Source organism: Bradyrhizobium sp. 132 (assembly GCF_023074185.1).
Lineage (GTDB): Bacteria > Pseudomonadota > Alphaproteobacteria > Rhizobiales > Xanthobacteraceae > Bradyrhizobium.
This window is the reverse complement of record NZ_JADPKY010000033.1, coordinates 109,414-135,260: the sequence shown is the minus strand read 5'-3', so window position 1 is coordinate 135,260 and position 25,847 is coordinate 109,414. Positions and strand designations below refer to the sequence as shown.

At 63.5% G+C, this 25,847-nt stretch carries 24 protein-coding genes, 1 tRNA gene and 1 pseudogene; 10 read left to right on the top strand and 16 right to left on the bottom strand.

Annotated elements, in window-relative coordinates:
* Positions 1-15 precede the first annotated feature (15 nt).
* Together IVA74_RS06020 and IVA74_RS06015 are read left to right on the top strand one after the other, a co-directional pair.
* Complete coding sequence (locus tag IVA74_RS06020; protein WP_247340773.1) at positions 16-780, top strand: GntR family transcriptional regulator; 765 nt, start codon at positions 16-18, stop codon at positions 778-780.
* Between the two features lie 19 nt (positions 781-799).
* Positions 800-2,164 carry an MFS transporter gene (locus IVA74_RS06015; protein ID WP_247340770.1) on the top strand — a complete coding sequence of 455 codons (1,365 nt, stop codon included), beginning with the start codon at positions 800-802 and terminating at the stop codon, positions 2,162-2,164.
* Positions 2,165-2,256: 92 nt separating this feature from the next.
* On the opposite strand, the gene IVA74_RS06010 is transcribed toward IVA74_RS06015, so the two are convergent.
* From IVA74_RS06010 to IVA74_RS05995, 4 genes are all read right to left on the bottom strand, one after another.
* A complete protein-coding gene (locus IVA74_RS06010) occupies positions 2,257-3,516 on the bottom strand; it encodes an arsenic transporter (protein ID WP_247340769.1) in 1,260 nt (419 codons plus the stop codon).
* Between the two features lie 25 nt (positions 3,517-3,541).
* On the bottom strand, positions 3,542-4,822 hold the full coding sequence (locus tag IVA74_RS06005) for an MFS transporter (protein WP_247340768.1): 1,281 nt from the start codon (positions 4,820-4,822) through the stop codon (positions 3,542-3,544).
* Positions 4,823-4,901: 79 nt separating this feature from the next.
* The gene (locus IVA74_RS06000; RefSeq protein WP_247340767.1) at positions 4,902-5,342 is read right to left on the bottom strand and encodes an EamA family transporter; all 441 of its coding nucleotides are present in this window, start codon (positions 5,340-5,342) and stop codon (positions 4,902-4,904) included.
* A 37-nt stretch (positions 5,343-5,379) separates the two neighbouring features.
* Positions 5,380-7,857, bottom strand: a complete 2,478-nt coding sequence (locus IVA74_RS05995) for a PAS domain S-box protein (RefSeq protein WP_247340766.1) — start codon at positions 7,855-7,857, stop codon at positions 5,380-5,382.
* 215 nt (positions 7,858-8,072) lie between these two features.
* Here IVA74_RS05995 and IVA74_RS05990 point away from each other — a divergent pair, with 215 nt between their 5' ends.
* The 4 genes from IVA74_RS05990 to IVA74_RS05975 all read left to right on the top strand — a co-directional run bounded on the left by IVA74_RS05990 (position 8,073) and on the right by IVA74_RS05975 (position 12,680).
* Complete coding sequence (locus IVA74_RS05990; protein WP_247340765.1) at positions 8,073-9,182, top strand: putative zinc-binding peptidase; 1,110 nt, start codon at positions 8,073-8,075, stop codon at positions 9,180-9,182.
* Between the two features lie 173 nt (positions 9,183-9,355).
* Positions 9,356-11,371: an acetyl/propionyl/methylcrotonyl-CoA carboxylase subunit alpha gene (locus IVA74_RS05985; RefSeq protein WP_247340764.1), complete on the top strand. Its 2,016-nt coding sequence runs from the start codon at positions 9,356-9,358 to the stop codon at positions 11,369-11,371.
* Positions 11,372-11,517: 146 nt separating this feature from the next.
* The gene (locus IVA74_RS05980; protein ID WP_247340763.1) at positions 11,518-12,384 is read left to right on the top strand and encodes an isocitrate lyase/PEP mutase family protein; all 867 of its coding nucleotides are present in this window, start codon (positions 11,518-11,520) and stop codon (positions 12,382-12,384) included.
* Positions 12,381-12,680 carry an acylphosphatase gene (locus IVA74_RS05975; protein WP_247340762.1) on the top strand — a complete coding sequence of 100 codons (300 nt, stop codon included), beginning with the start codon at positions 12,381-12,383 and terminating at the stop codon, positions 12,678-12,680. Before IVA74_RS05980 ends, IVA74_RS05975 begins: the two co-directional genes overlap by 4 nt.
* A gap of 45 nt (positions 12,681-12,725) precedes the next feature.
* Here IVA74_RS05975 and IVA74_RS05970 read toward each other — a convergent pair whose 3' ends face one another.
* Both IVA74_RS05970 and IVA74_RS05965 read right to left on the bottom strand, forming a co-directional pair.
* Positions 12,726-14,246, bottom strand: a complete 1,521-nt coding sequence (locus IVA74_RS05970; protein ID WP_247340760.1) for a PAS domain-containing sensor histidine kinase — start codon at positions 14,244-14,246, stop codon at positions 12,726-12,728.
* Positions 14,247-14,394: 148 nt separating this feature from the next.
* On the bottom strand, positions 14,395-15,249 hold the full coding sequence (locus IVA74_RS05965) for a LysR substrate-binding domain-containing protein (RefSeq protein WP_247340758.1): 855 nt from the start codon (positions 15,247-15,249) through the stop codon (positions 14,395-14,397).
* Between the two features lie 112 nt (positions 15,250-15,361).
* On the opposite strand from IVA74_RS05965, the gene IVA74_RS05960 reads away from it, so the two are divergent.
* Positions 15,362-15,784 (top strand): 4-oxalocrotonate tautomerase family protein, encoded by a 423-nt coding sequence (locus IVA74_RS05960; protein ID WP_247340756.1) that lies wholly within the window; start codon positions 15,362-15,364, stop codon positions 15,782-15,784.
* Between the two features lie 58 nt (positions 15,785-15,842).
* Here IVA74_RS05960 and IVA74_RS05955 read toward each other — a convergent pair whose 3' ends face one another.
* Together IVA74_RS05955 and lipB are read right to left on the bottom strand one after the other, a co-directional pair.
* A complete protein-coding gene (locus tag IVA74_RS05955) occupies positions 15,843-16,556 on the bottom strand; it encodes a DNA helicase (RefSeq protein ID WP_247340754.1) in 714 nt (237 codons plus the stop codon).
* A gap of 198 nt (positions 16,557-16,754) precedes the next feature.
* Positions 16,755-17,501, bottom strand: a complete 747-nt coding sequence (gene lipB / locus IVA74_RS05950) for a lipoyl(octanoyl) transferase LipB (RefSeq protein ID WP_247340752.1) — start codon at positions 17,499-17,501, stop codon at positions 16,755-16,757.
* An 80-nt stretch (positions 17,502-17,581) separates the two neighbouring features.
* Here lipB and IVA74_RS05945 point away from each other — a divergent pair, with 80 nt between their 5' ends.
* Positions 17,582-17,824: a FliM/FliN family flagellar motor switch protein gene (locus tag IVA74_RS05945; protein WP_011088012.1), complete on the top strand. Its 243-nt coding sequence runs from the start codon at positions 17,582-17,584 to the stop codon at positions 17,822-17,824.
* 167 nt (positions 17,825-17,991) lie between these two features.
* A tRNA-Leu gene (locus tag IVA74_RS05940) sits at positions 17,992-18,076 on the top strand.
* A gap of 348 nt (positions 18,077-18,424) precedes the next feature.
* Here the strand turns inward: IVA74_RS05940 and IVA74_RS05935 are convergent.
* The 4 genes from IVA74_RS05935 to IVA74_RS05920 form a co-directional block, all read right to left on the bottom strand.
* Positions 18,425-18,991 carry a DNA-binding protein gene (locus IVA74_RS05935; protein WP_247340749.1) on the bottom strand — a complete coding sequence of 189 codons (567 nt, stop codon included), beginning with the start codon at positions 18,989-18,991 and terminating at the stop codon, positions 18,425-18,427.
* A 1-nt stretch (position 18,992) separates the two neighbouring features.
* Positions 18,993-19,367 (bottom strand): hypothetical protein, encoded by a 375-nt coding sequence (locus IVA74_RS05930; protein WP_247340747.1) that lies wholly within the window; start codon positions 19,365-19,367, stop codon positions 18,993-18,995.
* 183 nt (positions 19,368-19,550) lie between these two features.
* On the bottom strand, positions 19,551-19,724 hold the full coding sequence (locus IVA74_RS05925) for a hypothetical protein (protein ID WP_247340745.1): 174 nt from the start codon (positions 19,722-19,724) through the stop codon (positions 19,551-19,553).
* A gap of 204 nt (positions 19,725-19,928) precedes the next feature.
* Entirely contained in the window at positions 19,929-21,011 is a 1,083-nt protein-coding gene (locus IVA74_RS05920; protein ID WP_247340744.1) for a helix-turn-helix transcriptional regulator, read from the bottom strand.
* Positions 21,012-21,544: 533 nt separating this feature from the next.
* Between IVA74_RS05920 and IVA74_RS05915 the strand changes: the two genes are divergently transcribed.
* Positions 21,545-22,153, top strand: coding sequence for a cysteine hydrolase (locus IVA74_RS05915; RefSeq protein ID WP_247340743.1), 609 nt, complete (start codon positions 21,545-21,547; stop codon positions 22,151-22,153).
* Between the two features lie 12 nt (positions 22,154-22,165).
* On the opposite strand, the gene IVA74_RS05910 is transcribed toward IVA74_RS05915, so the two are convergent.
* The 4 genes and pseudogenes from IVA74_RS05910 to IVA74_RS05895 all read right to left on the bottom strand — a co-directional run bounded on the left by IVA74_RS05910 (position 22,166) and on the right by IVA74_RS05895 (position 25,844).
* The gene (locus IVA74_RS05910) at positions 22,166-23,284 is read right to left on the bottom strand and encodes a DUF305 domain-containing protein (protein ID WP_247340742.1); all 1,119 of its coding nucleotides are present in this window, start codon (positions 23,282-23,284) and stop codon (positions 22,166-22,168) included.
* A gap of 53 nt (positions 23,285-23,337) precedes the next feature.
* Positions 23,338-23,517, bottom strand: coding sequence for a CsbD family protein (locus tag IVA74_RS05905; protein WP_247340741.1), 180 nt, complete (start codon positions 23,515-23,517; stop codon positions 23,338-23,340).
* A 156-nt stretch (positions 23,518-23,673) separates the two neighbouring features.
* A pseudogene (locus IVA74_RS05900) lies at positions 23,674-25,277 on the bottom strand (alpha-amylase family glycosyl hydrolase).
* Between the two features lie 27 nt (positions 25,278-25,304).
* Complete coding sequence (locus IVA74_RS05895) at positions 25,305-25,844, bottom strand: hypothetical protein (RefSeq protein ID WP_247340740.1); 540 nt, start codon at positions 25,842-25,844, stop codon at positions 25,305-25,307.
* Positions 25,845-25,847: the final 3 nt, after the last annotated feature.

Below are 25,847 nucleotides of genomic sequence, written 5' to 3'. Positions count from 1 at the left end.
GAGGGGAGGGACGACATGGCAACGCGCAAGCGCACGCTCAAGGTGGTGAGGAACGACGACGGCGAGGGCAAGCCCTCCCGGCGCAACCGCCTCAACTTCTTCGAACTGGCCTATCAGAAGATCGAAGAGCTCCTCGTCCATTGCGAGCTCAAGCCCGGCCAGTTCATGACGATGCTGGAATTGCAGCACATCACCGGCTTCGGCCGCACACCGGTGCATCACGCCGTCAATCGTCTCTCCGCCGATACGTTGATCATCATCCGCCCGCGCCACGGTCTGCACATTGCGCCGATCGATCTGGCGCGCGAGCGCATGCTGCTGGCCTTGCGCCGCGACATGGAGCGTTTCGTGATCCGGCTTGCGGCCGATCGCGCCAGCCTCTCGCACCGCAATCAGGCGCTGCACATCGATAGGCTGTTGCGCGAGCGCCGCGCCAGCCTGACCCTTGACGAGTTCAACAGCATCGACCGCCGCATCGACGCGCTGGTCCTGGACGCGGCCGGCGAGCCGTTTCTGGTGCATACGCTGCGGCCGTTGCACACGCTGTATCGGCGCATCGGCTACATCCACCACCGCTTCATGCCGGGGCAGGCGGAGCTGTCAGGAACAATCGATCATCATCTGGCTATTCTCAATGCGGTTGCCAATCGTCGTGTCGAGGACGCCGTGAAGGCGAGCGATGCGCTGATCGACTACATGGGCGAGATGTTCACGGGCATGGAAGCCGGGATCGACCCGCGGCTGCTCGATTGCAGCATCGAGCCGCTGCTCGGCACGTAAAAGTTCAGGAGGACCAAGCATGTCGACGATGGCGATGCCACAACCGATGGCGAGCGAAGCCGCGGTCCGTTACCTCATCACGAACTACAGTCCCAAGGGCAACAAGGTCGGCTGGCTGATGATGGCCTCGATCCTGGTCGAGGCGTGGGATCTCTATTCGATCGCCTTCGTGCTGATCTTCATCAAGGAGCAGTACAATCCCGATCCGCTGATGCTGGGCTTGGCTGCGGCCGGCACGCAGGGCGGCGCCCTGCTCGGCGCGCTGCTCGGCGGTTGGCTGTCCGACAAGATCGGACGCCGCGTGATGTTCCTGATCACGATGGTGATGTTCATCGTGCTGGCGCTGGCGCAGGCCGTCGTGCCCAGTGTCGGCTGGCTCGTGGTGATCCGCTTCCTGCTCGGCATTCCGCTCGGCTCCGACATCTCGACCGGCTACACCTACATCATGGAATCCATGGCCAAGGGTGAGCGCGAGGTGATGGGCAATCGCTGGCAGTTCATGTTCGCCGTCGGTGAAGTCCTCACCATCGGCGTCATCGTGATCTTCCTGCTGCTCGACATCCAGCACGAGATGCTGTGGCGCGTGACGCTGGGCCTCGGAGCGGTGCCGGCGCTGATCATCCTGATCATGCGCCATGACGTGCCGGAGACCGCGGTGTGGCTGGTGCAGAAGGGGCGCTTCCGCGAGGCCAAGAAGGTGGCGCGCGAGATGTTCAATGACGATCTTGCCATGCTGCCGGACCAGGACGCGGTGATGCCGAAGGTCAGCACCAGCGCCTTCATCGCGGACCTCAAGAAGGATCCGATCCGCTGGCGCGCGACGATCTACGGCTGGATCGCCTGTTTCGCCCAGGGTAGCGAGTTCTCGACCTTCGCCTTCTATTTGCCGGTGCTGTTCGTGATGGTGGGCGTGTCGAGCGTGCTCGGCAACAACCTCGTGACGATGGGGCTGTTCTGCTTTGCCGCAATGTCGGGCTGGGTCGGGCCGCTGCTGACGCCGAGGATCGGCCATCGCGGCATCGCGATCGCGGGTTTCTCGATCGTACTGGCCTCGCTGCTGGTCGCCGCTTTCGCGCTCTACACCAACAACACGATCCTGCTGCCGTTCGCGGCCGCCGCCATGTTGTGGGGCCATTATTGGGACGCGTCGAACTGCATGACGATCCCGACCATGGTCGCGAAACCGAAATATCGAGGCACCGCCAGCGGCTTCGCCTACATGTTCGTGAAGCTGCCGTCGTTCCTCGCGATCTTCCTGTTTCCGTCGTTGTTCGCGGCGATTGGGCAGGCCGGCGCCACGCTGTTCGTCGCGATCTTCCCGCTGATCGGGTTGCTCGCCGCAATCTTCATCCTGCCGGAAGTCTACGGCTACGAGAACGACTGACGGCAAGCGCGATGATTTCATCGCGCTTCAGCCTTTTGCTTTAAGCATGATCTTGTCGGAAAACCGCTGCCCACTTTTCCGGATCATGCTCGTTACCTGATCGCGGCGGCCAAGGCCGCGATCAGGGCCGGCGGCGTCACCAGCATGCCGAGCTTGAGGAACGGCCAGGCGCCGACCTCGATCTTCTCACGCCTAAGTGCGACCAGCCAAAGGATCGTGGCGAGCGAACCGGTCACCGACAGATTGGGCCCGAGATCGACGCCGATCAGGATGGCGCTGACGACTGGTGCGGGCAGATGATCGCTTGCCGCGACCGAGCCGGCAACGAGGCCGACCGGCAAATTGTTGGCGATGTTGGTGGCGATTGCGGTTGCGACGCCGACACTCCAGGCGGCTTGTGGCACGGATTGCGCCACCGCTTCGTGCAGCAGCGCGCTGAGCTGCCCGATCACGCCCGTCTTCACCAGCGCCTCGACCATCACGAAGAGGCCGCCGACCAGCGGCAGCACGCTCCAGGAAACGCCCTTCAGCACGGGGAGAGGCGACTGGCGGTTGATGAGCAGCACGGCGGCCGTCGTCGTGCTCCCGCAGAGGAATGTTGGCAGACCCAGTTGCAGATCGAGTGCAGAGGCCCAGATCAGCACGATGCCGATGGCGCCGATGCCGTAGGCGGTCAATCGGCCGCCGCGGCCGAGCTTGGGGTGAGGGACCCGCATTTCGATCGATTCATTCTTGAGCTCGCGATGCAGCGCAAGGCGCAGTGCGACATAGGTGAGACCGATCGAAGCAAGCGACGGCAGGGCAAACTGGCGCAGCCAAGTCCCGAGATGCGGCATGTGCTTGCCGAAGACCACGAGGTTGGCCGGATTGGAGATTGGCAGCACGAAGCTCGCGGCATTGGCAATGAAGGCGCAGACGAAGAGATAGGGTAGCGGCTTGGCGCCCGCTGCGCGCGTCGCGGCGTAAACGGCGGGTGTCAGGACGATCGCGGTGGCGTCGTTCGACAGGAGCACCGTCACGAATGTGCCGACGAGATAGATCAGCAAGAACAGCCGCTGCGGCGAGCCGCGTGCATGTTCAACCGCGAAAGCGGCCAGATAGTCGAACAGTCCTTCGAGCCGGGCGAGCTCGGCGATCAGCATCATGCCGATCAGGAAGAGGTAGACGTCGATGCCTTTCTCGATTCCTGTGAGCGCATCCCGCCACGGCAGGAGGCCGAGCAGCACCAGGGTGCCAGCGCCGATCGCTGCCCAGATCGCCTCGGGCAGGCGAAAGGGCCGGATGATGACGCCTGCCGTCGCAAGCGCAATGATGCTCCAGGCCCAGATGGCGTCATGCGGCTCGGTCGGCACATTCAATCCTTGATGAGAGGTCGATTCATTCGGCAGCGATAACTGATGCCGGCGCCGCTGTCTTCCCCTGCGCCCGCGGGGCGCCATCGGCGAATTGCCGCGTCTCGGGCAAGGCGACAACGCAGATAATGGCACCGATCGCTGCAACAGCTCCGAGGATGAGGAACGCGGCGCTGTAGCCCGCGACGACGACGAGGCCGGCGAGCGTCGTCGACAGTCCCGCGCCAATGCTCTGGGCGGTGATGACCGCACCTTGCGCGATGTTGAAGCGGCCGGTGTTGCGCATGAGGTCGGCGACGATGACGGGAAAGATCGCACCAAAAATACCAGCGCCGACGCCGTCGAGAAGCTGCACGCCGACCAGCCAGAACGGATTGTCGGAGAGCGTATAGAGGGCTCCCCGAAGCGGCAGGATCAGGAGCGCGGCGAGGAAGAAGCGCTTGTGGCCCCAGCGGTCGGCCTTCGCCCCCACCAGCATCGCGAACGGCACCATCACCAATTGCGCCGCGACGATGCAGGCCGACATCAGGCTGGTGCCCATGTTCTTGTCTTGCAAGGCGAGCTTTTGTCCGACCAGCGGCAGCATCGCGGCGTTGGAGAGATGAAAGAGCAGGACGCAGATCCCGAAGATCAGCAGCGGACGACAGGTCAGGAGCACGCTGAGGCCGGAGGCATGTTCGGGCTGCTCGTTCGCGTCGGGGACGTGCAGCCCGCGAGCGAGATCGTGGTCGATTGCGCGGGCGGGGATCGCAAGAATGCTGACGAGGCTCGCGACGGCCATAGCGGCAAGAAGGTGGAACACGACGGTTGGGCCGAACCAATAGGCGCTGAGTCCCGCGAGCCCGGCCGCGACCGCATTGCCGGCGTGATTGAATGTCTCGTTGCGGCCGATCCGCCGGGTGAAGGCGGCATGGCCGAAGATGCCGAGCGAGACGGCGGCGATTGCCGGCGGAAACACCACCGCGGCGGCCTGCGCGATGCCTTGCGAGATGGCGACCGGCAGGAAGTTGGGAAACAACGGCAGCGACAGCGAGGCGACCGTCACCATGATGGTGGCGACGACCATCACCAGCCGCTTGGCTCGCGTTGCATCGACCAGTGCACCGGCCGGCGTCTGCGCCACGATGCCGGCGATCGTCGCAATCGACATGACAAGGCCGATGCGCGCTTCGTCCCAGTGCTGCTCGGTGAGGAGATAGACGGCGAGATACGGGCCGAGCCCGTCGCGGACGTCGGCGAGGAAGAAGTTCGCCGCATCCAGCGCGCGGCCGGCACGTCTTGCCTGATCGGGGATTTGGCTCGACATCGGTCTCTCGATCGAGGCTCAAATCCGCCCCGGCAGCAACCTTGTCGTGCCTGCTTGGTTCCGCGGATCGGACGGCTCCTCAAAACTTGACCGCCAGCAGCACCGCGCCGGCGCCGATCATGGCGATGCCGACCCAGCCTTGGGTCGTTGGACGCACGCCGAGAAAGGCGAATGCGAACAGGGCAACCAGCACGACGCTGAGCTTGTCGATCGGCGCCACCAGCGTGGCGGGACCAAGCTTCAGCGCGCGAAAATAACACAGCCAGGACGCACCGGTCGCAAGCCCCGACAGCACCAGGAACAGCCAGGTTTTCGACGAGACTTCCGACGGCACGGCAAACTGCCCAGTGAAGAACAGCAGCACCGAGAAGGCGAGCAGCACCACGATGGTGCGGATGAATGTCGCGAGATCCGGATTGATGTTCTCGATGCCGACCTTGGCGAAGATCGCAGTCAGCGCCGCAAAGCAGGCGGAGAGCAGCGCCCAAATCTGCCAGGCGGAGAGGAGGGCGGGTTTCATCGGCTACACACTCCGCCTTCGCCGGGACGACGAGAGATCACCGCGTCACCGACAGCTTCTCCGAGATCGCCTTGCGCAGAATGCGCGATAGCGATTCCACCGAATACGGTTTCCGGATCAGCTCGAAACCGCGATGGGCGTTCTCGGCGAGCACGTTGCTGTAGCCAGAGGTGAGCACGACGGGCAGGCCCGAATAACGCTCCCGGATCATGCCGGCGAGCTCGACGCCGTTCATGCCGGGCATGATGACGTCGGAGAAGACGAGGTCGACGGCGAACTCGTTCTCGCCGAGGATGGCGAGCGCCGCATTGGCGTTGGCGGCGCGGCGGACGACATAGCCGAGGTCTTCCAGTAGCTCGGTGGAGAAGCGGCCGACCTCGTCATCGTCTTCCACCACAAGCACGCGATAACCGCGCCCGGTGGCCGCGGTCTCATTGGTCAGCGCCGCGGCTTCCTTGTCTGTCGCGGGGCTTTGCGCCTGCGGCAGATAGATGGTGAAGGTCGTGCCCTTGCCATGCGTGCTCGCGACGGCGATGTCGCCCTCGGACTGCTTTGCGAAGCCGAAGGCCTGGCTCAGGCCGAGGCCGGTGCCCTTGCCGACTTCTTTGGTGGTGAAGAACGGCTCGAAGATGGCCTCGATATTTTCCGGCGCGATGCCGCTGCCGGTGTCTGCGACCGAGATCGCGACATAGTCGCCGCCGCGCGCTGATTGGGCGCGCAGCTGAGGGATGCCCAGAACCTTGCGCACGGCAATGGTGAGGCGGCCCTCGCCGTCCATGGCGTCGCGGGCGTTGATGGCGAGGTTGATCAGCACGGTCTCGAATTGCGCGATGTCGGCGACTGTGAAGCAGTCGGCATCATGAACCTCCACCACGATCTCGATGCGGCCCCCGACCAGCGGCCGGACCAGTTGCGCGACGCCCTCGACCTGGCTTCCGACGTTGAAGATCTGCGGTTTGAGCGGTTGCCGGCGCGCAAACGCCAGCAGCTGTGCGGTCAGCTTGGAGGCACGCTCGACGGTGTCGGAGATGGCGTCGACATAGCGGCGGCGGCGCTCCTCCGGCAGTTCGCGGCGGCGCAGGAAATCGGTGGCCGAGCGGATGATGGTGAGCAGATTGTTGAAGTCGTGCGCGACGCCGCCGGTGAGCTGGCCGATCGCCTCCATCTTCTGCGACTGCCGCAGCGCTTCCTCGCCGCGGCGGCGCTCTGTGATGTCGACAGCCTCGGGCACCGCGCCGGTGATGTTGCCGTGGCGGTCGAGCACCGGGCGCATGCCGAACTCGAAATCGCGCTCGCCGATGGGAAGGCGCAGGCGCATCTCCAGCCGCACAGCTTCGCCTTTGAGCACGGTATCGAAGGCCTCGCGCACAATCGCGCTCATGCCGTGGGTGCCGGTAAACCAGGGCGTCTCCCACAACGGCTTGCCGATCACGTCCGCGGAGCGCGCCTTAATGCCATCGAGGACGGTGTTGTTGGCATAGAGCAATTCGCCCTTGAGATTGACCAGCCCCTGATACTGGTTGCTGGTCTCCAGGATCGCGCGCAGCCGCGCCTCGTTGGATTCGAGCTCGGCGGTCCGCTCGGCGATGCGCTCTTCGAGCGTCTCGTTGAGCTGCCGCAGCTCGATCTCGGCTTGCTTGGCGGCGGTGATGTCGTGGGCGACGCCGATGAAGCCGATATGCTTGCCGGTCGGGTCCCAGCGCGGTTGCGACTCCGAGCGCAGCCAGCGCCATTCACCCGATGAATCCTTGTAGCGCGCTTCCAGCACGAATGGTTTTAGCGAGGTTTCGCCCTGGACCGATTGCTGCAGCACGTGCGGCAGGTCGTCCGGATGCAGCACCTTGCGCCAGTCGAAGGCAATCGCCTGGTCGTAGGGGAGGCCGACGAAATCGACATAGGCCTGGTTGGCGAACGACCGTGTGCGGTCGAGTTTCGTGACCCAGATCGGCACCGGCGCGCTGTCGGCGATCAACCGGAAACGCTCTTCGCTCTCGCGCAGCGTCTCACGCGCGAGCGCCTGGGCGGTGACGTCGATATGGGCGCCTACGAGGCGGATCGCGCGGCCGTCCCGGTCGCGCTCGAACTTGGCGACGACGCGGATCCAACGGGTCGCGCGGTCGCTGGGACGGATGATGCGGTATTCGGCGGTGTAGTCCTCGCTGGTGCCGGCCAGCGTATCGAGGAAGTGCTTCACCGCGGCGTCCCGGTCGTCGGGATGGATGCGATTGACCCATTCCTCGTGTGACTCGTCGGCGGCTTTCGCCGGCAGGCCGTGGAGCAGCAGATATTCCGGCGAACGGCGGTTCTTGAAGCCTTCGCGGAAGTCGACCTCGAGACCGCCGACCTTGCCGATGCGCTGGATGCGCGCGAGCTCCGCCTCGCGCTCCTGGAGCGCGCGATAGGCATTGTCGCGCTCGCGCGCAACATCTTCCAGGTGCTGGCGCAGCCTTTCGGCGGCAATGGTCTCGGGCAAAGGATCGTTCAAGGCGTTGGCCGTTGTGATGCGTGAGCGCACGTGCCGGACCGATATTCACACAGACGAAGCGTGATGGCCATTGCTCAAAAGGGAATATGAAAGGAAAGGCGCCACCGAATGCGAGTGCAGCGGGTATGAATGAACGCCACGTCTGGCTATTTGTTCCGAACATTGGAACGATGAGCCTGCGGGCGCGTATCTGCGAGGCGCCACAACTGTCATTCCCAAAACTCCCTTTCCGAAGAGGCTAAAGCTTGAAGCTCTTTGTCTGCCAGGCCTGCGACAACGTCCTCTATTTCGAGAACCGCGCCTGCGAACGCTGCGGCCATCGCGTCGCGTTCCTGCCGGAGAAGGAGACGATGTCGGCGATCGAGCCCGACGGGGAGGCTCAAGGTGGGACTTCTCAAGGTGGGACTTGGAGTACGCTGGCCAACAAGGGCGAAAGCCGCATGCTGTGCAGCAATGCCGAGTACGATTCCTGTAACTGGCTGACGGATGCAGGTGATACCACCGGCTATTGCCGCGCCTGCCGCCACAACGGCATCGTGCCGGACCTGTCGGATCAGGTGCAACTCGCAGGCTGGCGCGAGCTGGAGGTGGCGAAACACCGGCTGTTCTATTCCCTGATCCGCTGGAAGCTGCCGCTCCAGACCCGGCAGGACAATCCCGAGCACGGCCTGATCTTCAACTTCCTCGCCGACGATCCAAACAGCGGGGAGAAGATCCTGACCGGCCATGACAACGGCCTGATCACGATCGCGCTGACCGAGACTGACGACATCGAGCGCGAGCGGCGCAGGCTCGAGATGGGCGAGCCCTACCGGACGTTGCTTGGGCATTTCCGCCACGAGGTCGGGCACTATTTCTGGGACGTGCTGGTGCGCGACGGCGGCAAGCTCGACGAATGCCGCGCCGTGTTCGGCGACGATTCCGTCGATTACGGCCAGGCCTTGCAGCGCCATTATGCCGAAGGCGCTCCGCCGGACTGGCAGCAGACCTATGTCTCGGCCTATGCGACCACGCATCCCTGGGAGGATTTCGCCGAGACCTGGGCGCACTATCTGCACATCGTCGACAGCCTGGAGATGGCTGGCGAGTTCGGTATGGAGGTGCGTCCCAAGGTCGATCGCGACGGGGAGTTGACGACGCGCATCCGTTTCAACCCCTATGAGGCGAGGGACGTCGAGGCGATCGTCAACGCATGGCTGCCCTTCACCTTCGCCATGAACAGCGTCAACCGCGCCATGGGCGTGCGCGACCTCTATCCCTTCATCCTCTCGCCTGCGGTGGTCGCCAAACTCGGCTTCATCCACAGCCTGGTCCGGAACGTGGCCAAGGACAAAGCCAAGGCCGGAAAGCCGTAGGCCGTCCGGGGCTTGCCAAGCCTGTTTCGGTCTTGCGCTGGTACGCCAGAGGGGCCGGATTTAGACCGTTGCCTCCGGCCGATTTTGATGTACCACGGGAGCCACACGGCCCATCCCGATAGGCTCCAACGGCCAGGGAAGGGTCCCGCCCACGGTCGAGATTCAAGAAAAGCATGTTCAAACGCATTCTGATCGCCAATCGCGGCGAAATCGCCTGCCGGATCATCAAGACCGCTCGCCGCATGGGAATTCAGACGGTCGCGGTCTATTCCGAGGCCGACCGCGACGCCCTCCATGTCGAGATGGCCGACGAGGCCGTGCTGATCGGCCCGCCGGCTGCGGCCGAGAGCTATCTGGTGATCGAGAAGATCGTGGAGGCCTGCCGCAAGACGGGCGCCGAGGCTGTGCATCCCGGTTACGGCTTTCTGTCGGAGCGCGAGGCGTTTCCGCGCGCGCTGGAGGCGGCCGGCATCGTCTTCATCGGCCCCAACCCGGGCGCGATCGCGGCGATGGGCGACAAGATCGAATCCAAGAAGGCGGCGGCGAAGGCAGATGTCTCGACCGTGCCCGGCTATCTCGGCATCATCGAGGACGACAAGCACGCGGTCAAGATCGCCGACGAGATCGGTTATCCCGTGATGATCAAGGCCTCCGCCGGCGGCGGCGGCAAGGGCATGCGCATCGCGCATTCGATCTCCGAGGTCGCAGAGGGTTACAACCTCGCCAAAGCCGAGGCCAAGGCCTCGTTCGGCGACGACCGCGTCTTCATCGAGAAGTTCATCGTTGACCCCCGCCACATCGAGATCCAGCTGCTGGGCGACAAGCACGGCAACGTGATTTATCTCGGCGAGCGCGAATGCTCGATCCAGCGCCGCAACCAGAAGGTCATCGAGGAAGCGCCGTCGCCGCTGCTCGACGAAGCCACCCGCCGCAAGATGGGCGAGCAGGCGGTCGCACTCGCCAAGGCCGTGAACTACGACTCTGCCGGCACCGTCGAATTCGTCGCGGGCCAGGACAAGAGCTTCTACTTCCTTGAGATGAACACACGCCTCCAGGTCGAGCATCCCGTCACCGAGCTCGTCACCGGCGTCGATCTCGTCGAGCAGATGCTCCGCGTCGCCGCCGGCGAGAAGCTCGCCATCACGCAGAAGGACGTCACGCTCACCGGCTGGGCCGTGGAGTCACGTCTCTACGCCGAAGACCCGTTCCGCAACTTCCTGCCCTCGATCGGGCGTCTGGTGAAATACCGTCCGCCGGCAGAAGTGAGCCAGGACGGCATCACCGTGCGCAACGACACCGGCGTGCAGGAGGGCGGCGAGATCTCGATTCACTACGATCCGATGATCGCCAAGCTCGTCACCCACGCGCGGTCGCGCGCGGCCGCGATCGAGGCGCAGGCTACCGCGCTGGATTCGTTCTATGTCGACGGTATCCGTCACAACATCCCGTTCCTGTCGGCGCTGATGCATCATCCGCGCTGGCGCGAGGGCCGGCTCTCGACCGGCTTCATCGCCGAGGAGTTCCCCAAGGGCTTTGCTGTGCGCATGCCGGAAGGCGAGGTCGCGCGTCGCATTGCCGCGGTCGGCGCCGCCATCGATCACGTGCTCGGCGAGCGCAAGCGGCAGATCTCGGGCCAGATGGGCGGCCGCATCGTGCAGCGCGAGCGTCGCCGTGCGGTCTGGCTCGACCGCCAGGAGATAATGCTGGAGGTCGCGCGCGAAGGCGAGGCAGTCGCGGTGCGCTTCGTCGATGCCGACGGCAAGGCCGGCAATTCACATCTGTTGCAGTCGCCGTGGAAGCCGGGCGATCCGGTCTGGCAGGGCACCATCGACGGCCACTTCGTCGCGGTGCAGGTGCGCCCGGTCGCGAACGGCATCCGCCTCGCGCATCAGGGCGTCGAGGTGCCGGTCTATGTCTGGACCGAAGCGGAAGCAGCCTCGGCGCGGCTGATGCCGGTGACCACGGCTGCCGACACCGGCAAGAAGCTGCTCTGTCCGATGCCTGGCCTCGTGGTCTCGATCGCGGTGACCGAAGGGCAGGAGGTCAAGGCCGGCGAGACGCTCGCGGTGGTCGAAGCCATGAAGATGCAGAACGTGCTCCGCGCCGAGCAGGACGGCACCGTGAAGAAGATCCACGCCAGCGCCGGCGCGACGCTCGCCGTGGACGCGCTGATTTTGGAATTTGCGTAGGGCTTCAGAGCACAACATTAGACCCTCACCCTGAGGAGCCGCGCTACGCGGCGTCTCGAAGGGCGAGGCCACCAGCCGGGCCTTCATCCTTCGAGACGCGCGTAAGAGCGCGCTCCTCAGGATGAGGAATTGAGAGTGAGGCAACCATGGCCTTTCGTTCCCGCCGCGAAAAACTGCGATCGATCCTGTCGGGCGGGACTTGCGTCCATCCCGGCTCGGTCTACGACGCCATCTCGATCCGCATCGCCGAGGATCTCGGTTTCCCGCTCGGCATGTTCGGCGGCTCGGTGGCTTCGCTCGCTGTGCTCGGCGACCCCGACATTACGCTGATCACGCTCACCGAGCTTGCCGAGCAGATGCGGCGGATGTCGCGCGCGGCAACTCTTCCGGTACTGGTCGATGCCGATCACGGCTATGGCAATGCGCTCAATGTGCGTCGCACGGTGCAGGAGCTGGAGACGGCGGGCGCCGCCGGCCTCACCATCGAGGACACGCTGCTGCCGGCCGGCTTCGGCGAGGCAAAGACCCAGCTGATCTCGCTGGAGGAGGGCGTCGGCAAGATGAAGGCCGCGCTTGACGCCCGCAGCGATCCTTCACTCGTCATCATGGGTCGCACGGGGGCTGCCTCGGTCAGCTCGATCGAGGATGCGATCCGCCGCGCCAGGGCCTATGAATCCACCGGCGTCGATGCGCTGTTTTTCACCGGCATCAAGTCGCGCGCCGAGCTCGAGGCGGTCGCGTCCGCCACGCACTTGCCGATCGTCCTCGGCGGTGCGCCGGACGAACTGAACGCGATCGATTATCTCAGGAGCCAGCGCGTGCGCATCGCGCTTCAGGGCCACGCGCCGATCGCAGCGGCGACCCAGGCGGTGTACGAGACGCAGAAGGCGCTGCGCGACGGCACCGCGCCGAAGAATCTCAAAGGCCTGCCAGCGTCGGACTTGACCAGCCGCGTCATGCGTGAAGCCGATGCGAAAGCGCGCAGCGCAGACTTTCTCGGACCGAAAAAGTGAGCCGGGCAATCCTCCAGGTCATGATCCGCGGCCGCGTGCAGGGCGTCGGTTATCGGGCCTGGGTCGAGTACCAGGCGACGGCGTGCGGTCTCGAAGGCTGGGTCCGCAATCGCCGCGACGGCAGCGTCGAGGCGCTGTTCGTGGGATCGCCAAAGCACGTCGCCGACATGGTCGCGCTGTGCCGCCACGGCCCGCCGTCCTCGCGCGTGGACAGCGTCACCAGCGAGACGGCCGATGTCGACGAGCTGAACCTGCGCCGGGCAGGCGAGGCGTTTTCGGTGTTGCCGACGGTGTAGGCCGGTACTCCCTCTTCCCGCACGCGGGAAGACGAAGAAGCAACCTCACCGCGGCAGCTTGGCGATCGCTTCGCTCAATTCGTGGATCTCGTAGGGCTTGCGCAGGATCGGGAAATCGCCGCGCACCCCGGCGGCGACGTCGCTGTAGCCGGTGGCAAGCAGGATCGGCAGGCCGGGACGGATCTGGCGAAGGTGATGGGCGAGGCTGAGCCCGTCCATCTTGCCGGGCATGACGATGTCCGAGAATACGAAATCGACGCCGTTCTTCTCGATCTCGCGAAGTGCGGATTCGGCGTCCGCAACCCGGTGCACCTGATAGCCGAGCTGCTCCAGAAGTCCGATGCTGACGGTGGCGACGTCCGGATTGTCCTCGACCAGCAGCACCGTGCCGCTGCCGTGGAACGCAGGTTCTCCCGCCGCCTCGCGCGATGGCGCTTCTTCTCCGCGCGGCAAGAGGATGGTGAAGGTCGTGCCCTTGCAGAGCGTGCTCACGACGCGCACCGTGCCGCCGGCCTGATGGGCAAAGCCGTGCACCTGGGAGAGGCCGAGGCCGGTGCCCTTGCCGATCGGCTTGGTCGTGAAGAACGGCTCGAAGATCTTGTCGAGAACGTCGGAGGGAATGCCGAGCCCGGTATCGGTGACGTCGATCGCGACGAATTCGCCGGCGAGGGGCGCCTCGTCGAGCACCGCATTGCGCGCAGCGATCGTCACCGTGCCCCCGTCGGGCATCGCGTCGCGGGCATTGATGACGAGGTTGAGCAGCGCGGTCTCGAGCTCGGAGACGTCGGTCCTGATCGGCCAGACGTCGCCGCTGACGTCGAAGGCCAGGCGCACGGAGCTACCGACGCCGGCATCGAGCACCTCGCGGATCGCCGTGATGCGGTCGACGAAGTCGATCGCCTGCGGATTGACGCTCTGCCGCCGTGCGAAGGTGAGGAGCTGGTTGGTCAGCGCCGCGCCGCGCTTGGTGGCAGTCTCGATGGCCGAGATCGCGCGCTGAATCTTGGCCTCGTCGTCGGCTCCTCGCTTCAGCATGTGGAGGCTGCCGCTGATGATCATCAGGAGATTGTTGAAGTCGTGAGCGACCCCGCCGGTGAGCTGGCCGAGCGCATCGAACTTCTGGGACTCGGCGAGCTGCTTCTGCATGGCCTCGAGCTTGATCTGGGTATTGCGCCGCTCGGTGATGTCGCGCGTGATCTTGGCGAAGCCGACCAGGTCGCCGTCCTCGTAGATCGGATCGATCACGATGCTCGCCCAGAAGAAGGTGCCGTCCTTGCGGACGCGCCAGCCTTCCTCCTCGTAGCGGCCCTTTTCCCGTGCAGTGCCGAGGGCACGGGCGGGCTTGCCGTTGGCGCGGTCGCTCTCGGTGTAGAAACGGGAGAAGTGCTGGCCGAGGATCTCCCCGGGAGAATAGCCCTTGATGCGCTCGCCTCCGATGTTCCAGCTGGTGATGATCCCGGTGGGATCCAGCATGTAGAGGGCGTAGTCCGCAACTCCCTCAACCAACAGGCGGAAACTGCGTTCGCTCTCGAACAAGTCTCTCTGCTGATTTAACTTTTCGATCATTCCGGACCCCGACTCGACGGGAGCAAACGCCACAGATGGCGGATGGTTCCCCGAGCTTGGAACATTTTTAAGCAATATCGCGGGCCGGTATGCAGGACGCAAGCTGGCAGGCGCTCGCGGCGCATTCGAGGCGTAAAGCCGTGCGGCGTCAGACCGCTACCGCACTCCGGAACGTCGCTGCCACCGCACGCAGCGCCGCCAGTTTCGCTGGATCGCTGACCTTCGAATGCAGCATCACCTTCGAACTGCCGAGTTTCGGCAGCTTGTAGGCGGATCCGACATCGACCAATCCGGGAGGCGCGATCCGCCGCGCCAGTGGTGCGATTGCAAGCCCGGCAAGGGCAGCTGCAACCACCGCCGTGACGCCGCCGCCGACAAAACGCTCACGCCAGACGAGGCCGGCCTTGTCGAGCGCGCGCACCGCGATGGCGCGGACGCCGCAGGGCGGGGCGAGCGTTGCGAGCGGCAGCGCTTCGCCCTTGGGCAAGGTGAAGCGCCTTGACGCGAACCAGCCGAATTCGTCCTCGGCCAGCTTCTCGCCGCCGCGGCGGCTGCCTTCCTGGCGGACGATCACCGCATCGAGCTCGCCCGCGTCATAGGCGTCCTGCATCTCGCGCGAGAAGCCAATGGTGACGGCGAGCGCAAGGTTTGAGGACATCGCATGCAGCCGTTCGAGCAGCGGCACCAGTTCCGGGCCTGCAGCATGATCGGAGATGCCGAGCGAGAGCGACTGCGCCACTGGGGCCTCACCCGACAGCGCGCTGTCATGCGCCGCAATCAGCGCGCGGGCGCGATCGAGGAACGTCGCGCCGTCTGCCGTGAGCCGGACCGCGCGCGGCGAGCGCTCGACGAGGCGCTTTCCGAGCAATGTTTCCAGCCGTTGCAGCTTCAGGCTGACCGCCGCCTGTGTCGTGCCGAGCGCCTCGGCGGTGCGGGTAAAGCTCTGGAGGTCGGCGACCAGCAGGAAGGCCCGGACCGTGGCGATGTCGAGTGTTGCTGTCATTATGATTGGTTATCACTGCTATCAATGGCGATAACATACAAAAATGGCGGCGGGAGGTCTATTTCTTTCATCGACGCCGCGCGAACCGCGCGACATCTTGAGGAGAACAACCATGCCGCTGATCACCGTGTCCTACACCACCTCGCACCAGTCGCCCTCGCTGAAGGCCGACATCGCAAGCGCCGTGTCCGAACTCACCGCAACAATCCTGCACAAGGATCCTGAAGTCACTGCCATCATCGTGAAATCGGTCGATGCGAGCGACTGGTTTGCGGGCGGCAAGTCGCTCGCGGAGCAAAAGCTTGCGAGCTACTGGATTGACATCCACGTCAGCGAAGGCACCAATACCAAGGACGAGAAGGCCGCCTATCTCGCCGCGATGTTCAAGCGCATGGCCGGGATTTTGGGGCCGCTGCATCCCGAGACGTACCTGCACGTCGACGAGGTCAAGGCCGACGCCTACGGCTTTGGCGGCCTGACCCAGGAGCGGCGCTACATCGCCGGCAAGCTCGAGGTTTCGCTGAAGGCGGCGTGAGGCGGCAAGTCGCGGGTGCGCAATCTCACCCGCGGCCTGAACCGGTTGCGAGGGATCGTCAGCTCGCTATTCGAAACTGGACTTCGGAATTGTTCAGGAAACAGGTCTTGTCGAACAGCTTGAGGTCCAGCGGGTTCGGCAGGCTGACATCGCTAAGGTCAGGGCAGGGCTTGACCGAGGGATCATAGGAACGATCGATCTGCGAGACGAAGACGACGATCAATCCCTTGTCGCGCGCGAATGATTTCAACGCGCGCACCTGAACGGTGAGGTCGGGGTTTTCCCGCCGCTGGTCGAGCAGTTGCAGATAGTCGATCACCACGACTGTGCCGCGCGGTGCTGCAGCCATCTGCTTGACGATGTAATCGGCGCTGATGGCATCGGAGCAATCGACCTCGAAGAGTTTTTCGAATTCCGCCGGGTCCACGCCGATCACCCGAAAGCGATCCTGAACGTCTTTCTCGGTGTATTCGAGCGAGAAGAACGCGGCGCGGTGGCCCGAGCGCATCGCTTCCACGGCAAGTTCGAGGCTCATCAGGGTCTTGCCCTGGCCGGGGCGCGCCCCGACCAGCACCAGATCGCCCGGTTGAAATTGCGGGAAAAGCTTGTTGGCCGGCGTCGCCGCGGCAGCTTTCGCCGCGAGCATGCTCCAGGCGGAAAATCCTTCCGCCGCGGCGATGCGGTCAAGCGCATCGTGCAACGGAATGCCTTCCTCGCGCGACATGCGCTTCGCTCGCCGCTTCAGATGATAGATCGGTGCAGACAGCTCCATCGTGAGAACCTCCCATTACGAGCATGATCGCAACCCCTCCTTATGCCTGGCGCTCGAACAGTCGGTCCGACGATCAATTCGCCCGGCATGGTCTCTACTTTCCCGGCGGAGGGGGGAGGCGTGGGCGACACCGGGGTCAAGCGTAGCCGATTCCGTGTCGGCGGAGAACGAGAGAGGCGGGGCGCTCTCCAGAAAACGTCAGACGACTTCCGGCAGCAGCGCCCGGGTCGGCCCGAACAGCTCCTCAAAGGCCTGCCGGAGTGCGACGTCGATATCGGCCATCGTCACGAGCTGGCCGAGATCGACCAGCGAGGTAACGCCGTAGCGGGGATCGGCGACGCCGCAGGGCACGATGCCGGCGAAATGCTCCAGCTCCGGCTCGACATTGATGGCGATGCCGTGGAACGAGACCCAGCGCTTCAGCCGGACGCCGATCGCCGCGATCTTGTCCTCGTGCTCGGGTCCCTTGTCGGGCCGCTTCACCCAGACGCCGACCCGGTCCTCCCGCCGTTCGCCGCGGATGTTGAAGGCGGCGAGCGTGCGCAGAATCAACTCCTCCAGGCTCGCGACATAGGCCCGCACGTCCGGCCGCCGGCGCTTGAGGTCGAGCATGACATACGCCACCCGCTGGCCGGGCCCGTGATAGGTGAGCTGCCCGCCGCGCCCGGTGGCAAAGGTCGGGAATCGCGCATCGAGCAGGTCGGTGGCCTTGCCCGAGGTGCCGGAGGTGTAGAGCGGGGGATGTTCGAGTAGCCAGACCAGCTCCGGGGCGTCACCGGCCGCGATCGCCGCGACGCGCGCCTCCATTTCGGTCACGGCCTCCGGATAGGGCACGGGCGCGTCCGAAATCCGCCACTCCACGGGTTCGCCCTCTACGGCGGAGAACGACGCCAAATCGAGGTCTTGACGTTGATTTTGGCGGTGGTTTTTGGGTGAATTAACCATTGGCTAACCATAACCGGGTGATGATCCCAGGCGCAAATGCCAAGTCCCTAGTCCGAGTCCCAAGTTGCGGTGGTGCTGAAGTGCCTACTCTCGACAAAGTCACCGTGGATCTCATGGTCGTCCTCGGGACGACCACTATGCCGATCCATCAAGTATTACGTCTTTCCCGCGGTGCCATCATCGAGCTGGACGCAACCGAGGCCGACGAGGTCAAGGTTTTGGCCAATAATTTGCCGGTCGCCTCCGGCGTCGTGCTGGTCGATCGCAACCGGATCGCGGTCGAGGTCAAGCAGATGCTGCCGCGCACGCCGGGCACGCGGTAGCGGGCCGGGCCACGCGGTAAAGGGCTCTCCCAGGTCAAGCGACCGGAACTTTCCTGCAAAGCTTGTGGAATTCAGGGCCTTTGGAGGCTTGTACCCCCCTGATGGATTTGTTAGATCGGCGCCGTTGATCCGGTTGGCCTTCAAGCCTCAAGCCGGCATCCCCAAAAGCGCTCGTGGCGGAATTGGTAGACGCGCTGCCTTGAGGTGGCAGTGAGTAAAATCGTGGGGGTTCGAGTCCCTCCGAGCGCACCAAAATCATAAGTCATTGATATAAAAACTATTTTCGCGATTTCTACTCCCGCATTGTTACTCGCAATGTATCTATGCTCTGAACTTTTCCATCAGCGTCTCTCCGACGTGCTTCCAGCGTTCGCTTTTGTGGTGGTCAGCTCTGTTTGAGCCAAAATCTTGCGAAGGAAAACCACCATCTGCTTACGAAAGGACAGTAGCGTAGCCCATCGTAGAGATAGATGGGTTCGTACTTTCATTCACCAAAGCCTGACTTGAACTCTAAGCGACGGCCTTTGGGATTCTGGCCTCAACCAGGGCTTGGAGGTCGGCAAGAGAAATGTCGTCAAATTTTTTAAGCATCAATGGGGTTCATTTCGAACGATAGAATAGCACGCGTCCGGTTGGTATGAGCTGGCATAGAATATCATAGTCGCCGACATTTGCAGTCAGGACAACGACGCCGAGCTTTTGTGCCTGCAGGAAGAGCACGCAGTCCTGAAGCGCGCGCAACTTGCTGTCCTTTTCATATCCCTGGAGGCGGCAGAGGATCCCTGATAGCAGCGCGGCTCGTCCCAGCACCTCTATGTCCGGCGCAAAGATCCGGTGTGGCGGCATCGCTTTGATCTGCTTCCCGATCACATCGACGACAGATGCGGTTCGCACGTCGGACGGATTTAGCACGCCGACCGTGTGCATCAACTCCTGGATCGCGACAGTCGAATGGTTGACTTGTCGCTGCGCGATCAGGTCGTCCAGGACCTGAGGCGAACGATCTTGCATTTGATCGATATAGACACAGGTATCGAGCAGTAGTCCCTGTCCGGCGATCAGGCTGGCGCTGACGAATGGAAGTTCATCGTCGCTGCGCCGTGCCAGCGTGTTTGCTGGATCGAACCGCGCCCAACGTCGCGCCGCGTCAAAGTCGAATTCCGCCACCTTAGAAACCGAGCTTCAACGTTGGATCGGCCGTGCCTCGAGACTCCTTGAACGCGCCCGCGAAATTGTCCTCAAGTGCAACCGTCGCCAACGCAAACTCGATCAAGTCCGTATCCGTCTCGATGCCCGTCTGGCGCTTGGCCTGCCGGACCAAGGCCGGACTCACCCGGCCACCGATACGGCTGCCTTTTTCGCTCAGAAGGCCAGATTGTTCCGCCGCCAGCATGACCGCTTCAAATCGTGCCTTGCTCACGACAAGCCCGCTGGTCGCAAGCTCACGCTTAAAGGTCTTTACCAGCACCGAGCTGCCCTTGGATGCAGCTCTCCTCCGTTTCGCCCGGAGCAGTGTGGGCTTGTTCGCTGATGCCTTTGCCATGGATTTCGCCCGTATGTTAGACAAAAATGAGTTTTGTCTAACATAGCGCTTTGCTGCCCCACCTTCAAGGCGTCTGCCAAGGGGAAGCCTGGAGAGAAGGGTGTCGGACGCAGGAACTGGTCGCATGTTTTCAATTGAAGATAGGATCTGGGACAGCCAGAGGAGTGTCTGCAACACCCACCGTCAATTGGATGCTTGGTGCAAGCTGGGAGCCTCCTCACCAATCTGTTCGCGGGTCACGCCGGGGAATGTCTTGTTCAATTCGGTGATCATTCGCTCCGCCTGCTCTTGCCAAGTCACTAATGCATCGCAGAACGCGTTTTCCAGTTTCCCGACTTCATAAGGAAATTCCGCCATCGCTCCTTCACGAGTAAGCCGTCGCTGTGCCCAACGGCTCAGAGAAGAAATGTCGCACTGACCGACACTCGTGAAGTCAACACAGCAAACTCTGCCTTCGTGACCACGGAAATCGATAACGCGACGGAGCCAGCCGGGGTTGTTGTCCTTCTCATAATAGAAGCCAGCCTCGATCAGTGAGGGGGCAGGTGTTCTGCTTCGGCTTCATTTTGCGCGGCCTTTCTTAGCGGGCGACTTCTTTTTGACCTTCAGCAGCTTGATCACCTTGGCGTCGTCACCATCGGCCTCAGTCTCGTCGTCATCCGTCAGCCCTTCGTCATAACTTTCGATACGATCACCTTCCACCTTGTGCGTCGGAAACGAGACGTAATCCAATGCCTCCGGGTCGAGGAACACCGTTCGGTGATAGCCCTCATATGGCAGACGGATCAGACCGGGCTCCGGATCGCTGTAGGGATGGTGTTCGTCCTCAAACCGCTCCCAGCATTCGAACAGGTTGCAATCGACGTATTCAATCTCCCGGCGCTTGCCGTTCGAAAGCTGGATCGTCACGGTGTGGGCCAAGGCGAGAATTTCGGCGGTGTCCGCCGCTCGCGCGGCCTTCTCGGTCTCGAGTTCCTCCGGCTTGACGCGTCCATCAGCGACCAGCTTGTCCCACTGTTCATCGGTGATCATGACCGCCCCACGGACGCGCTCGACTTGCTCCTTAGGATGATCTGATGTGGAATCACCGGCCCCAATTTCCTCGCCATAGATCGCCTCGATGATATCCCAATCGCGCGTGTCGGGCATCTGGATCGGCGTGCCCAGCTTGTAGCTGTCATGTTCTTCTTCCGGCCCGTACCAGTCATAGGCTTCGCTGGAAAAATAGAACTCGGAAATTGCCTCGCGCCGGATCGCCACGCTGCGGTTGCCTAAGTCCTTGAACGTGATGAACCGACGGTTCTCATGTAGCTGTGAATAGGCCGATGCGCGGACGGCTTCTGAGATCGACAGCACCAAGGGTTCGCTGGCGCTCTTAAAATGCACTGCGATCTCGCCGTAGTACTGCAGCTCAAGCGGCGCACTATCGTTATAGAACGCCGCCTCCACAGGTGGGTGCGTGCCGAGCAGTTCTGCCGGTGTTGCTTTGAAGTATTTTGCCAGCTTTGCCAGCGCGGTTTTCGGCACCTCCGCACGGTCAGTTTCCCAGCGTTGATAGGTTGGCTGAGTCACGCCCGCCGCCTTAGCAGCGTCGGCTTGCGTTTTAGCATTCTGAATCCGGTGAAATTTCAGTCGGTTTACCATTTTGGCTCTCTGTTTGCCCAAAATAAAATTATGCGCATAAATGCGCATAATTCTATTTTGCTTACAAGAGGGACGGCTAACTTGATGGGCGCGTCGCCGAGGGTGTGGTTGGACATTGTGTGCGCCTCTCTGAAATGCACTTTTAGGCCTGAAAGGCACCTTACGTTTCGCTGGACCCGCCAAGCTCTTGATATTAAATGGAACCGAGGCGCCCTCCGAGCGCACCACAAAGCCGCCTCGGCCTTGAAATCCCTCAGTTTAATTGATGTTGCCCGGGAACGTGACTGCTCCGCTGCCGCGCAGGGCCCGAATGCCGCCTTCCTGGCGTGAGCCGGATCCCATGCACAATCCCGATTGAAACCGACGATCGTCCCTCATTCCACGGGCGCCGGGATTGTTCGATTCGGCGGTGCAACTGGATCGCGCCCTCCGGTGATGGGGAACGATGACCGTCGGAATCGCATTGCAGTCGGTGAGGTCGCCGGGCAAATGCCGGCTGCCGGCGCGTGGCTATGGTTCGACGGTGGAGGACGATGAGAGACAGCGCGTCGGAGGTTGCCGACATCAGCGATGCCGTTCATCTCTGCATCGACATGCAGAACATTTTCGCTCCGGGCGGCCTCTGGGCGACGCCCTGGATAGCGAGAGTTTTGCCGACGATCGCCTCGATCGTTTCGCGTCATCAGGCCAGAACGATCTTCACGCGATTCATCACGCCGGAGGATCCGGAAGATCGCCCCGGACAATGGCAGAGCTATTTTCGTCATTGGCGCGAGGCGACCCGCAGGCATTTGCCGCCATCCGGTCTCGAACTGGTGCCTGCTCTGAGCCGCTTCGTTCCGCCCGCTGCTGTCATCGACAAGCCGGCCTATTCCGCGTTCAGCAATCCCGGCCTCACCAGCCTGCTCATCGAGAAGAACGTCGGCACGGTCGTGATCACGGGCGCAGAGACCGACGTCTGCGTGCTCTCGACGGTCCTGAGCGCCGTCGATCTCGGCTTCAGGGTCGTCATCATCGAGGATGCGCTGTGCAGCTCCTCCGATGTCGGCCACGATGCGCTCATGACGATGTACCGCACCCGCTTTCACGGCCAGGTCGATCTGATGACCGCCGAGGAATTGGCGGAGTTCTGGCGGGAGTAGGGGGCGGTCCGCTCAATTGACGTTGTCGCCGAGCATGTTGCGGAAGGCCGTGGCGACGGCGGCGATGCCGCTGGCGCCGTGCATCAGTGCGATCTCGCCCTGCTGTTCGTGGCGGATGGCGTGGGCCATGACGCGCAGGCGCAGATCGCCGCCGCTATGCCACATCTGGTCGGCCATCCTGACCGCGCCGGCGTGATGCTTGCTCATCGTCTCGACGAACACCGTGTCGAATTGGTCCGCCGGCGCGGTCTTGACCTGTCGCATCGCGGCCTGTGTCAGGAAGCCCGGCATCGCGGCACGTTCTTCCGTGTTGCAGTCGGGCATCTCGGTGTCGAACCAGCTCAGCCACCAGGTCTCGAAAATCCGGTTCTCGCCGGACTGGCTCGCGACCATCAGCATCGCCAGCTTGCGCAGATGCGGGTCCTGCGCGCGCTCCGCGCCGATGCGCGCCAGCTCGATGCCCTGGGCGTGATGCGCGGTCATATGACGGATGTAGGTCTGGTCCGCGTCCCTGTCGCGGCCCATCCACGGCGGCTCGTAACCATGGCTGCCGAACAACGCGACCACCCCGAGCAGCATCATCACGGCCAGCGCGCCGGTGGTCCAGGCACTGGTGAAGCGAACATCGCGCTCGGGTGCTGCGCCCCGCGTCCAGCGCAGCCGGGCGAACAGGGGGTACATCACGGCCGAGGAGCTATGGACGAGCAGGCCGATCCAGTAGGGCTGCTGCAGCGTGAACAGCGGCTGCCAGAACGGAAACAGCGGCACCAGCACGAACCATTCCATGCTTGAAGAGAACACGGCCCAGGGCAGCGCGAGCAGCAGGATCGTGAGCGGCCGCAGGTCGGCGGTCCAGCGCCCGAGCACGCCGAAGAAGACCAGCGCCCACGAAAAGTCCGCCCATTGGTGAAAGGCGATCCCGGCAAGGATCGCGCTCCACGACGGCTCTGCGCTGACCGCCCAATCGCGCGCGGGAATGGAGGCGACCGTCATCCAGTCGACGGCGGCATCGCGCCCGATCCGCGCGGCGAAGAGCTGGCTGACGATGGTCGAGAAGGTGCTGCTGATCAGGCCCAGCTCGGCAGCGGCGATCCAGCGCGAACGGCGCCGTCTCTTGGCGGCTCGAGGCACGCTTCCGTCAGTGCGCCACGCTGCATTTGAAAGCGCCAGTCGCGGCTCCGCGTTCACGTCCGCTGCTTGAGCTTTTTCAGTGGATCGGGCTCGCCCGGCTTGTCCTGATCGTCGCGGCCGCGCTGCGCTTGCGCCTTGCCGTCATCGTGGAGGTCCTGGTCCCCGATGATCTCGCCGATTGCCTGCCTTGTCTTGCCGCCGATGCGTTGTTCAAGACCCGTCGTCTTGCCCATGAGCTGCCTCCAATAGATCTGCCTCCAAGCTCACGCCGCTACCCCGGCGCTTGAAAGGGGTGAGCGCCGGGGCCGCGGGTTCGTCTATTCAGTCTCCGGCAGGGGGACGCCGGAAGCGTGAAGAGACTCTCTGAGGCGCGGATGGTTCCTCGGCCGTCATCTTGCCTCGCGTGCGACGATCACGCCTTCATTGCCGCGAAGCAGGATGGAGGCGTCCGGCAACGGCTCGGACGGCCGGTCCAGATGCGTCGACATCAGCAGACGGCCGCAACCTTGCCAGTGCCATTTCCGCGGCTCGGCGGCGATGTTGAGCGCGACCAGAATGCCGCTGCCGCCAACCGTCCGGCGGTAGGCAAGAACGTCGTTCTGTGAGCGTAGCGGCTCGTAATCGCCGTGGCGCAGGCAGGCATGCTCGCGCCGTAGCGTCATCAGTGCGCGAAACAGTGCCAGGATCAAACGCGGGTCGCGCTGCTGCGTGGCCACGTTGGCCGCGCCGTCGGGCGGCTCCAGCGGCAGCCATGGATCGCCGGTTGTAAAGCCGCCGTTGGTGCTGTCGTCCCAACGCATCGGAGCGCGTTCGGGATCGCGGCAAAGGCCATACCCCGGCACGAGCTTCTCGAAGGGATCGCGGACGCGGTCGGGCGGAACGGGAACGCGCTTGCGGCCGATCTCGTCGCCCATGAAGAAGAACGGCGTTCCCCGCAGCGTCATCAGCAGCATCGCCAGAACCCGCATCTGCGCGTCGCCGATTTTGCTCGCGATCCGTTGCTTGTCGTGACCACCGATCACCCAGACCGGCCATGCATGATCCGGGATGGCGTTGAAATACGCGTCGATCGCCGCTTGCAGCGACAACGCATCCCAGGGTGCGTCGAGCAGCGCGAAATTGAGCGGCAGATGCAGGCGCGGCCGATCGTTGCTGTAGAAGTGACCGATGCGGTCGATCTTGCCCTGGACTTCGCCGCACAACATTCGTCCGGATAGCCGTCGATCACCTCGCGGATGAATTCGATGCAACCCATCGTCTCCGGCCGGTCGTCGGTAAACACGGCCGTCTGGCGCTGCGGCGGCGGCTTGCCCTTCGCTTGCGGGTTCTGCGGATTGTCGCGCAGGAGCTCGTCCTTGATCAGAACCGCGCTGGCATCGACGCGAAAGCCGTCCACGCCGCGATCGAGCCAGAAGCGCATGACATCGGCGATCGCGGCGCGCAGCTGCGGGTTGCGCCAGTTCAGATCGGGCTGCTCGACCAGGAAGGAATGATAATAATATTGCCGCCGCGCCTCGCACCATTCCCAGCCGCTGCCACCGAAACGGCTCAGCCAGTTGTTGGGCGGACCGCCATTCTCGGCCGCGTCGGCCCAGATGTACCAATCGGCCTTCGCACTGTTTCGTGAGCTGCTGCTCTCGACAAACCATGCGTGATCGTTCGCAGTGTGATTGGGCACGAGATCGAGGATCAGGCGGATATCCGCCGCGTGCAGGGCCTTGAGCAGGCGGTCGAACACCTCGAGGCCGCCGAAGGCAGGGTCGATGGAGCAGTAGTCGGAGATGTCGTAGCCGAGGTCGCGGAAGGGGCTCTTGTAGATCGGCGTCAGCCAAACCGCGTCGACGCCGAGCCATTTCAGATAATCGATGCGCGATATCAGGCCGGCGAGATCGCCCTTGCCGTCGCCGTCCGAGTCCTGGAACGAGATCAGTGCGATTTCGTAGATGACGGCGGATTCCCACCACGGGCCTTCGTCACGGGACTCGTCGCTCATTGCCCTGTATCACCTTGGCGTGCTTCCTCAGGTCCGTCCCGCGGCGTGCGCTGCGATCTGCTTTGCAGCGGTTCTGACGCTCTCGATGCCTTTGGGAAAGCCGCTGCGGTTCGGATACAGCTTGCGCCGTGCATCGCGCGTTGGCCGCCGCGGCCTGGTGTCCTGAGCGGCGCGATAGTCGAGCATCGCGATGCCGCCGACCATCAGCAGTGCCAGCACGATATTGCCCTTTTTGGGATTGTCCGGGGTCAGCCCCGAGAGCAGCGCGGCGGCATCGAGGCCGTCGCCGCCGACGCGGGCCCACAGGCCGGCGTTCTTTTCGACCGAGAGCGACGTGATTCCCGCCATGATCTCACGCACACCGAAGGCGCGGACCAGCGTCTCATGGCCTTCCATGCCCAGCGTTTCCGTGACCCGCCTCGGCGCGAACAATTCCACGACCCCGAGACCGATGCTGAACCAGCCCAGCGCACGGGCAAGCTGGTCTTCGGGCCGCTTCAGGCTCGGCCCGCCCGCGACGAGTTTCGGGTCGCCCCTGGTACGCACGATGTTGGAGAAATGAAACATTGA

Coding starts and splice junctions, on each gene's coding strand:
- IVA74_RS06020 (WP_247340773.1), top strand. CDS start 16: ATGGCAACGCGCAAGCGCACGCTCAAGGTGGTGAGGAACGACGACGGC.
- IVA74_RS06015 (WP_247340770.1), top strand. CDS start 800: ATGTCGACGATGGCGATGCCACAACCGATGGCGAGCGAAGCCGCGGTC.
- IVA74_RS06005 (WP_247340768.1), bottom strand. CDS start 4,822: ATGTCGAGCCAAATCCCCGATCAGGCAAGACGTGCCGGCCGCGCGCTG.
- IVA74_RS06000 (WP_247340767.1), bottom strand. CDS start 5,342: ATGAAACCCGCCCTCCTCTCCGCCTGGCAGATTTGGGCGCTGCTCTCC.
- IVA74_RS05985 (WP_247340764.1), top strand. CDS start 9,356: ATGTTCAAACGCATTCTGATCGCCAATCGCGGCGAAATCGCCTGCCGG.
- IVA74_RS05980 (WP_247340763.1), top strand. CDS start 11,518: ATGGCCTTTCGTTCCCGCCGCGAAAAACTGCGATCGATCCTGTCGGGC.
- IVA74_RS05970 (WP_247340760.1), bottom strand. CDS start 14,246: ATGATCGAAAAGTTAAATCAGCAGAGAGACTTGTTCGAGAGCGAACGC.
- IVA74_RS05965 (WP_247340758.1), bottom strand. CDS start 15,249: ATGACAGCAACACTCGACATCGCCACGGTCCGGGCCTTCCTGCTGGTC.
- IVA74_RS05960 (WP_247340756.1), top strand. CDS start 15,362: ATGCCGCTGATCACCGTGTCCTACACCACCTCGCACCAGTCGCCCTCG.
- IVA74_RS05955 (WP_247340754.1), bottom strand. CDS start 16,556: ATGGAGCTGTCTGCACCGATCTATCATCTGAAGCGGCGAGCGAAGCGC.
- lipB (WP_247340752.1), bottom strand. CDS start 17,501: ATGGTTAATTCACCCAAAAACCACCGCCAAAATCAACGTCAAGACCTC.
- IVA74_RS05930 (WP_247340747.1), bottom strand. CDS start 19,367: ATGGCAAAGGCATCAGCGAACAAGCCCACACTGCTCCGGGCGAAACGG.
- IVA74_RS05925 (WP_247340745.1), bottom strand. CDS start 19,724: ATGGCGGAATTTCCTTATGAAGTCGGGAAACTGGAAAACGCGTTCTGC.
- IVA74_RS05920 (WP_247340744.1), bottom strand. CDS start 21,011: ATGGTAAACCGACTGAAATTTCACCGGATTCAGAATGCTAAAACGCAA.
- IVA74_RS05915 (WP_247340743.1), top strand. CDS start 21,545: ATGAGAGACAGCGCGTCGGAGGTTGCCGACATCAGCGATGCCGTTCAT.
- IVA74_RS05905 (WP_247340741.1), bottom strand. CDS start 23,517: ATGGGCAAGACGACGGGTCTTGAACAACGCATCGGCGGCAAGACAAGG.
- IVA74_RS05895 (WP_247340740.1), bottom strand. CDS start 25,844: ATGTTTCATTTCTCCAACATCGTGCGTACCAGGGGCGACCCGAAACTC.